This is a genomic window from Microcoleus sp. F4-D5 (assembly GCF_036704885.1).
GTDB lineage: Bacteria > Cyanobacteriota > Cyanobacteriia > Cyanobacteriales > Microcoleaceae > Microcoleus.
This window is the reverse complement of record NZ_JAUBSX010000028.1, coordinates 77,669-84,074: the sequence shown is the minus strand read 5'-3', so window position 1 is coordinate 84,074 and position 6,406 is coordinate 77,669. Positions and strand designations below refer to the sequence as shown.

Annotated in this window: 9 protein-coding genes; 3 read left to right on the top strand and 6 right to left on the bottom strand. The window is 45.7% G+C overall.

The genetic code is table 11. The features are described from left to right. Positions 1-312: 312 nt before the first annotated feature. Positions 313-564, bottom strand: a complete 252-nt coding sequence (locus tag QUA80_RS15305; RefSeq protein WP_333425823.1) for a hypothetical protein — start codon at positions 562-564, stop codon at positions 313-315. An 89-nt stretch (positions 565-653) separates the two neighbouring features. Between QUA80_RS15305 and QUA80_RS15300 the strand changes: the two genes are divergently transcribed. From QUA80_RS15300 to QUA80_RS15290, 3 genes are all read left to right on the top strand, one after another. Continuing rightward, the gene (locus QUA80_RS15300) at positions 654-851 is read left to right on the top strand and encodes a hypothetical protein (RefSeq protein ID WP_333425821.1); all 198 of its coding nucleotides are present in this window, start codon (positions 654-656) and stop codon (positions 849-851) included. Further along, entirely contained in the window at positions 844-1,152 is a 309-nt protein-coding gene (locus QUA80_RS15295; RefSeq protein WP_333425819.1) for a helix-turn-helix domain-containing protein, read from the top strand. Before QUA80_RS15300 ends, QUA80_RS15295 begins: the two co-directional genes overlap by 8 nt. Before the next feature lie 238 nt (positions 1,153-1,390). After that, positions 1,391-1,726, top strand: coding sequence for a transposase (locus QUA80_RS15290; protein ID WP_333425817.1), 336 nt, complete (start codon positions 1,391-1,393; stop codon positions 1,724-1,726). Here QUA80_RS15290 and QUA80_RS15285 read toward each other — a convergent pair. From QUA80_RS15285 to QUA80_RS15265, 5 genes are all read right to left on the bottom strand, one after another. After that, on the bottom strand, positions 1,706-2,317 hold the full coding sequence (locus QUA80_RS15285) for a hypothetical protein (protein ID WP_333425815.1): 612 nt from the start codon (positions 2,315-2,317) through the stop codon (positions 1,706-1,708). The two genes, QUA80_RS15290 and QUA80_RS15285, sit on opposite strands and share 21 nt — an antisense overlap. A gap of 480 nt (positions 2,318-2,797) precedes the next feature. Next, positions 2,798-3,304, bottom strand: a complete 507-nt coding sequence (locus QUA80_RS15280) for a MogA/MoaB family molybdenum cofactor biosynthesis protein (RefSeq protein ID WP_333302386.1) — start codon at positions 3,302-3,304, stop codon at positions 2,798-2,800. An 83-nt stretch (positions 3,305-3,387) separates the two neighbouring features. Beyond that, positions 3,388-3,723: a photosystem II reaction center protein Psb28 gene (gene psb28 / locus QUA80_RS15275; RefSeq protein ID WP_333425814.1), complete on the bottom strand. Its 336-nt coding sequence runs from the start codon at positions 3,721-3,723 to the stop codon at positions 3,388-3,390. 239 nt (positions 3,724-3,962) lie between these two features. Beyond that, positions 3,963-5,423 carry a DUF1565 domain-containing protein gene (locus tag QUA80_RS15270; protein ID WP_333425812.1) on the bottom strand — a complete coding sequence of 487 codons (1,461 nt, stop codon included), beginning with the start codon at positions 5,421-5,423 and terminating at the stop codon, positions 3,963-3,965. Between the two features lie 308 nt (positions 5,424-5,731). Beyond that, positions 5,732-6,328, bottom strand: a complete 597-nt coding sequence (locus QUA80_RS15265) for a Uma2 family endonuclease (protein WP_333425810.1) — start codon at positions 6,326-6,328, stop codon at positions 5,732-5,734. Between the last annotated feature and the right edge of the window lie 78 nt (positions 6,329-6,406).

Sequence of the window (6,406 nt, the reverse complement as noted above, 5' to 3'; positions counted from 1 at the left end):
TCATGAATTTTCAAATAATTATGTACTCGGCGGATAATTTGCCGTTGGCTAGGGGTTAAACAACCCTTCGCTAAAACTTTTTCTAATTCTCAAATTACTTCTCTTGAATCTCCATGTCTCAGGTGATGTCGCCACTGTTTAAACCAGTTTTTTGCTTCCCTCGTCCTGCCATCTTTATAAGCTGCTGCCGCTGACCACAAATGTCCAGCCGCCTGATAAAAATCTCATACACCTATTACATTTAATGGAGCTAAATATTGATAATATAAATTCCAAAAACCTACTCCTCCATCCGAGAGCCACACTACCGATTTAGGCTCTGTGTAGTCCAGAACGAATGGCTTCTAGCATTAGCCGGGGACAGAGGTCATTAATATTTCCTAGTACCGCTACTAGACGCCGTTGATGTAACCGGGTTGCTGTTTTACCCGAGCGAGTAAAATATGCTCCTAGTCTGGCGATTACTCCCACTTTCACTTCTGGCCATTGTGTGGCTCCTGATGGAGTTTTTTCCTGGGGCCGAAAAGGCACCATTACTCCATCAGCAGCTAGAGCTAAAGCCATTTTTTCTACCTCATACCACTTTCCTAAAATAGTGCTACAATTAGTAGGTATCGTTTGTGTGAGCCAGTTCCCAAATATAAGGAAGAAAAATGTCAGGAGTTGTTCGGATTGAAATTCGGGAAACAACAGAAGAGTTGACCACTCTTATGAAGAAAGAAAAAGATGTTTTGCGCCATGAAAAACTACAAGTTTTGTATTGGCTTAAAACCCAAACGGTAGATAGCGTATTGTCGGCGGCTGTGCGGCGCCGGGAAACATCGTACTACAATACAAAGATGGTTGTCTAGTTATAGAAAAGGGGGAATAGAAGAATTATTATTGCAGAAACCGCGTTCCGGAAGACCAAGCATAATGAATCCTGAAACTGTAGAGAGATTATCAAAGGAATTACAAGACCCAGAAGGATTCAATAGCTACAAAGAAGTACACCAATGGCTGACAAGCTGCTGTGAAGTAAAAGTGGCATATCGCACAGTACACCAATGGGCAAGATACCGACTGAAAGGAAAATTAAAAGTGCCACGCCCCGTGAGTGAAAAACAGAAAAAAGGTGCAGTAGAAGAATTTAAAAAAAACTGCCATCCTTGATAAAAGCCAGCCTGAGTCAAAGTGAGAGCTTTTTAAAGCAGTGGTATAAAATCCGATATTGGAGCCAAGACGAAAGTCGAATGGGGCTACACACAGTTCAAAGAAGGAAATTAACTGGCAAAGGCATTAAGCCTCACGGAGCAGTGCAATGGGACTTTATATATCTGTGGTTATATGGAGTAGTAGAGCCTCAAACAGGAGAGGGATTTTTTTATGAATTTACGCATCTAGACGAGCCGTGTGTTTTGAGAAGTTTTTGGAGCTATTTGCCACCGCTTATCCAGATGATTTGCATATAATTCAACTAGACAATGGAGGATTTCATAGTTCATTGAACCTAAGTATACCAGAAAACGTGATTTTACTGTTTCAACCAGCTTATAGTCCGGAAGTGAATCCAATAGAAAGGCTATGGGGGTATATCAAGGAACAATTGAAATGGTTAAGATTTGATGGCATAGAAGAATTGAGAGAAGCGGTGCAAAAAGAGTTGAAAAAGCTAACTAACGAAGTGATTGCTTCTTTGACAGGATATCCATTCATATTAGAGGGGCTATCTGTAGCAGGAATTTAGGAAATTGGTATCACAGGGCAAAGACTCAGCTATTGGGTTGTCCCCTTGCTCAAAAGCAGCTATTTCTTTCTGAGTTTTTGCCATTGTCAGCCTTCCTTTGGAGGCAATCCAATTACCAATTGTTTGACTACAAACCTTAATTCCTGTTAGTTGTTTTAGTAATTGACTTGTAATCCCAAAGGGAACAAAAATTGCTAACAAACATCCCAACCTCATGACTTCATCGGAGGTTTTTTGGTCAGGTTTGATTAAGAGCAACTCATCAAGAGGAACTCTCTGGCTATTCTGACACTTGAGGGGGCAACGCCCGACTCTTCTAGACCAGTTAACCGTTCCCACGAGGGTTACTATCGAGCGTTTTTGAAAGCCCTTACTATTGAGTCGGCTACCACAATGACGACAGTTGGGCCATTCAGTTGGTAACTTGGCACGACTCCATAATTCATTTTCAACCAGAACTCTTGCCACTTCTAATCCTATCCCCCAAGCCACCCAAACAATGGCTCCCAGGCTAGAAGCTGTTTCTAGCTTTAATATGCGGGTTTCCCAGTCTGGGATTTCATCAATGATTCGTTCCAATAATGCTATCATAGAGCTACATAAAAAATTTGTGGACAGGGAATGTGTGCAATCACATTCCTTTTTTATGTTACCCCAACCCCTCCCCTGAAGCTGCTCCCGATACAGACCCTTCCGGGACTGCTCCCCCAACTATTAGATGCGCCCATTCAAAGCTTTTTTCTCACTCCACGGATGCCTCGGGCGAGTCGATTTGAGATTTGAGATTTGAGATTTGAGATTGAAGAGATTGAAGAAAGCGACCTCACCGATCGAACCGGGGGCTGGCGATGAGGATTCAAAGCTTTTTTCTCACTCCACGGATGCCTCGGGCGAGTCGATTTTAGATTTGAGATTTGAGATTTGAGATTGAAGAGATTGAAGAAAGCGACCTCACCGATCGAACCGGGGGCTGGCGATGAGGATTCAAAGCTTTTTTCTCACTCCACGGATGCCTCGGGCGATTTGCAACCAAATTGCTTGATTGTCAGTCAATTAACCGAACTTTCGCTCTCACCCACCGCGCAACTGCGTCACCAAGTGAACTAATTCAGGTAAAATTAGCTTTTCCACAGCTAGTTTCACGCCATTGCTAGAGCCCGGAAGAGAAAAGACTAACTTGCCTTGATAAACGCCTGCCACGGCGCGAGAGGCGATCGCCCTCGAACCAATTTCTTGATAGCTCAAAAACCGAAATATCTCCCCAAATCCCGGTAAAATCCTGTCGAGCAAACTCTCCATCACATCATAAGTCGTATCTCGGGGAGCGATGCCCGTGCCACCGTTAAAAATGATTGCATCCACATCTTCACGCTGGGAAAACGCCTGCATTTGCAATACAATTTTGGCCGCATCATCTTTAACAACAGTGTAAGCTACCACAGAGTGACCCGCATCTTTTAGCAGCCTCTTAGTTAACAAGCCGCTATTGTCTGTTTCAGCCGAGCGCGTGTCGCTAACAGTAATGATAGCGCAATTTACGGTTATTTTAGATAAGTCGGGGTGAGGAATTTGCGTCATAGTTTCTTCTTCTAAGCAATCGGCAACCGGCAATCGGCGATCGGCTGATTACCAATTACCAATTACCAATTACCAACTACCCATTATGCCTTGCTAAATCCTAAGCCGTTTGCTTCCGAGTAGCGTTCCATGAAACGCATAAATCGATCCCATTCTGCGGTACTTTTCATTATATAAACAGCTTCCAAACCAGCAGGCTGACCGTTGATAAACTTAGCCTTAACCTCGCGAGTGAGGATTTCGCCTTCGTCGTCTATCATGTACATTCCAGTAATGTCTTCGGTACTGCTGCTGCTGAGAGCTTTGGGATTTTCAAAGGTAAACGTGGCAGTGCCTTGCTCTCCGCTTTTAGAACGGGTTAGGCGCACTTGGGGCACAGCTTCTTCGTCTATACCCCGAGAGAATTGAATTTTAGCCATAATCTGACAGTGGAACCTTAAGGATTGCTTAATTTCTTAATGTTTAATCATAAAACGATTCGGGTACTCGCAAATCAAGACTTGGGAGAGTGGAGGAGGGTGAGAGTGGGGCAGACTGGGAAAATCTGAGACAAGGGAGAGGGGAGATGGGCTGGTTCTGTGTACCTGATATCGTTTCCGGCTGCATCGGAATGATACCGAGGACACGGCGAGCGATATTAATTCCGATGCTAGGGGACTTAGACGATGTAGGGAGAGTTAATTGGCTCGGCTCGGTTTGTGGCTACCAGAGTTTGGTAGATGAGCGCGGATATCTCGCCGCGGGTGATGTCGCGGGCGGGGGAAAGTTTTTCGCGCGCGGGATAGTTGACCACGATTTTGCGCTCTGTGGCGGTTGCTATCTCGTCGGTGGCAAAACTGGGAATCTGCGCTCGATCGACATAAACGCTCAAAGAATTGGGGTTGCCGCCCGCCAACTGCAAGCCGTTTACCAAAGATACGATCGCCTGAACTCTAGTCAAATTCTGCTCCGGGCGAAACGTGCTGTCGGGGTATCCCACCAAAAACCCAGCTCGATTAGCTTGGGCGATCGCTCCCTGCGCCCAAAAATTCGCCGCCACATCCTTAAAAACCGTCGCCTCACGGCGCGGCACCAATTCAAACGCCTTCGCCAACACAGCCGCATACTGAGCTCTAGTTACACTCTCGTAAGGTTGAAAAGTGCCGTTGGGAAACCCGCTAACAATATTCATCTTTGCCAAGCGATCGATAAAATCCTTAGCCCAATGCGTGCTGATGTCGCTGAACTTTAGCCCGCCGGGAGTCGGAGTTGGCGTCACATTGCCCAAATCAAATAAACCTTTCACCCGCGAAGCATTGAGCTGATTGCCCACCGCAGAAATCTTAACCCCAGTCGAGTTTTGCAAGTCTAATTCACCGTTATTCAGAAAAATATTGCCGCCCAAATCTTGAGCCGTACCAATATCTGGTAGCGACTTCCCCAGCGCAGTCAAACCGTCTTCGGTATTTTTTTCAATACGATTCTTGCGCAAAATCGGCTTAGATTCCCCCGCTAAAACGATACCCGAGCGGTTTTCCAAAATTTGGTTGTCAGCAATCAAAGGAGCCGACTGAGCTTGCAGAGAAATGCCGAAACCCGTCTTTTGAAAAATATTGCGCCGTATTACTCCTTTAGCAGTTCCCGCCGTATTTACGCCAGCCGCTGAGTTTTCCACAAATATGTTTTCGAGAATCGCAGGATTAGCGGTTCCGGTGACAAAAACGCCTTCGCGCTTGCATTGAGTGAAAGTGCAGTTAGCCACAGTCGGAGAAGTTGACTCAATCCAGACTCCCGTGCCGCGACTATCGAGATTGGTGACAGTTACTCCGCGCAATTGGGAATTAGTTGCTAGCAGTATAGTAATATTTTGACCCGCAGAGGTGGGACTTACAAATTTGCCGCTGCCTTGAATCAGAATGCCTCTACCTTTGTTAGCTTCATTGCCAAGAACTTTTACTCCCGAGGGAATTTCCAAGGGGAATTGTTCGGCACTACCAACGCTGTAAGTTCCCGGTGATAACTGAATCGTAGTTCCCGATGCAGCGCGGGCGATCGCGCGGGCGATCGTTTTGAATGGAGCCGATTGGGTGCCGGCTGCGGAATCGCTGCCTGTTTGCGGGTTGACGTAAAGTGTTGCCATGTTTTTGTTGAAAAGATAATATGCGATCGAGCCTTGATGCACTTTTCATTCTCTACCAAGCAGACCCCGGATCTATATTCACCTTTGATTGAGGAGATTATTTAATTCCACCACATCCGCAAAATCACCGATCGGGAGTGGCAATCGCAAGGGGATTGCCACTACAAAAGACTGTATTTCTCGTTCCCAGCAAAAGCAGAACTCGACTTATTTAAGAAGTCCGGGATCTGGGGATTCTATTTTTTTCAGATGTTGCCAAAACCACTAAAATTTCGATCGCCTCCACCGGAAAATCGAACGTCTTGCTGTCATGTACGATCGGTCGATATTCCCTGCCCAAAAACCTTAACCGCTTCAGCCAAATCTGTTTCACCCATTAAAATGCAGCGTCTTAGCAAATCGATATCCAGCGTTTCCAATCCTGACAGTTGACTCTGAATTACTTGCTCGTAGCCATCTTGGCCCAGATGATACAGCCGCAGCGTGCCATCTTCCCAAAACCAGATTTCAGGTACGCCCAAAGCTCGATATTTTGGCAACTTTCTCAGTCCACCGCTAGTATAAACCACCTCGATCGACAAATCGGGAATCAACTTAGGTTCTCCCAAATAAAACGATTTGTCTGCTTGAGTTGAAGCTTCTGGCGTCTTCTCCTGCGTCATGGAACCAGAAGGGTAAAACTTAATACCTTGTTGCAGCAGAAAAGTGGTCACCAAGTAACCAATGATTTCAGATAAATGTTCGTGTTGGAATCCCGGCATCAGAATCTCGATCGCCCCTGCAAAAAAAGACAACTTTATGCCAGGGGAATCTTCCGAAACCTTCTGGATTAACTTGAATTGCTCCCAAGTGCCGTTGAGCACTACTCGCCCATCGAGAGTTTCCCGATCGAGAACTTGTGTCATTGACCCGCACCATTATCTCTTATTGGCATTATAACGCATTGTGCGATCGCCCCTACAGAAGATCCGTGCAGCAATTGT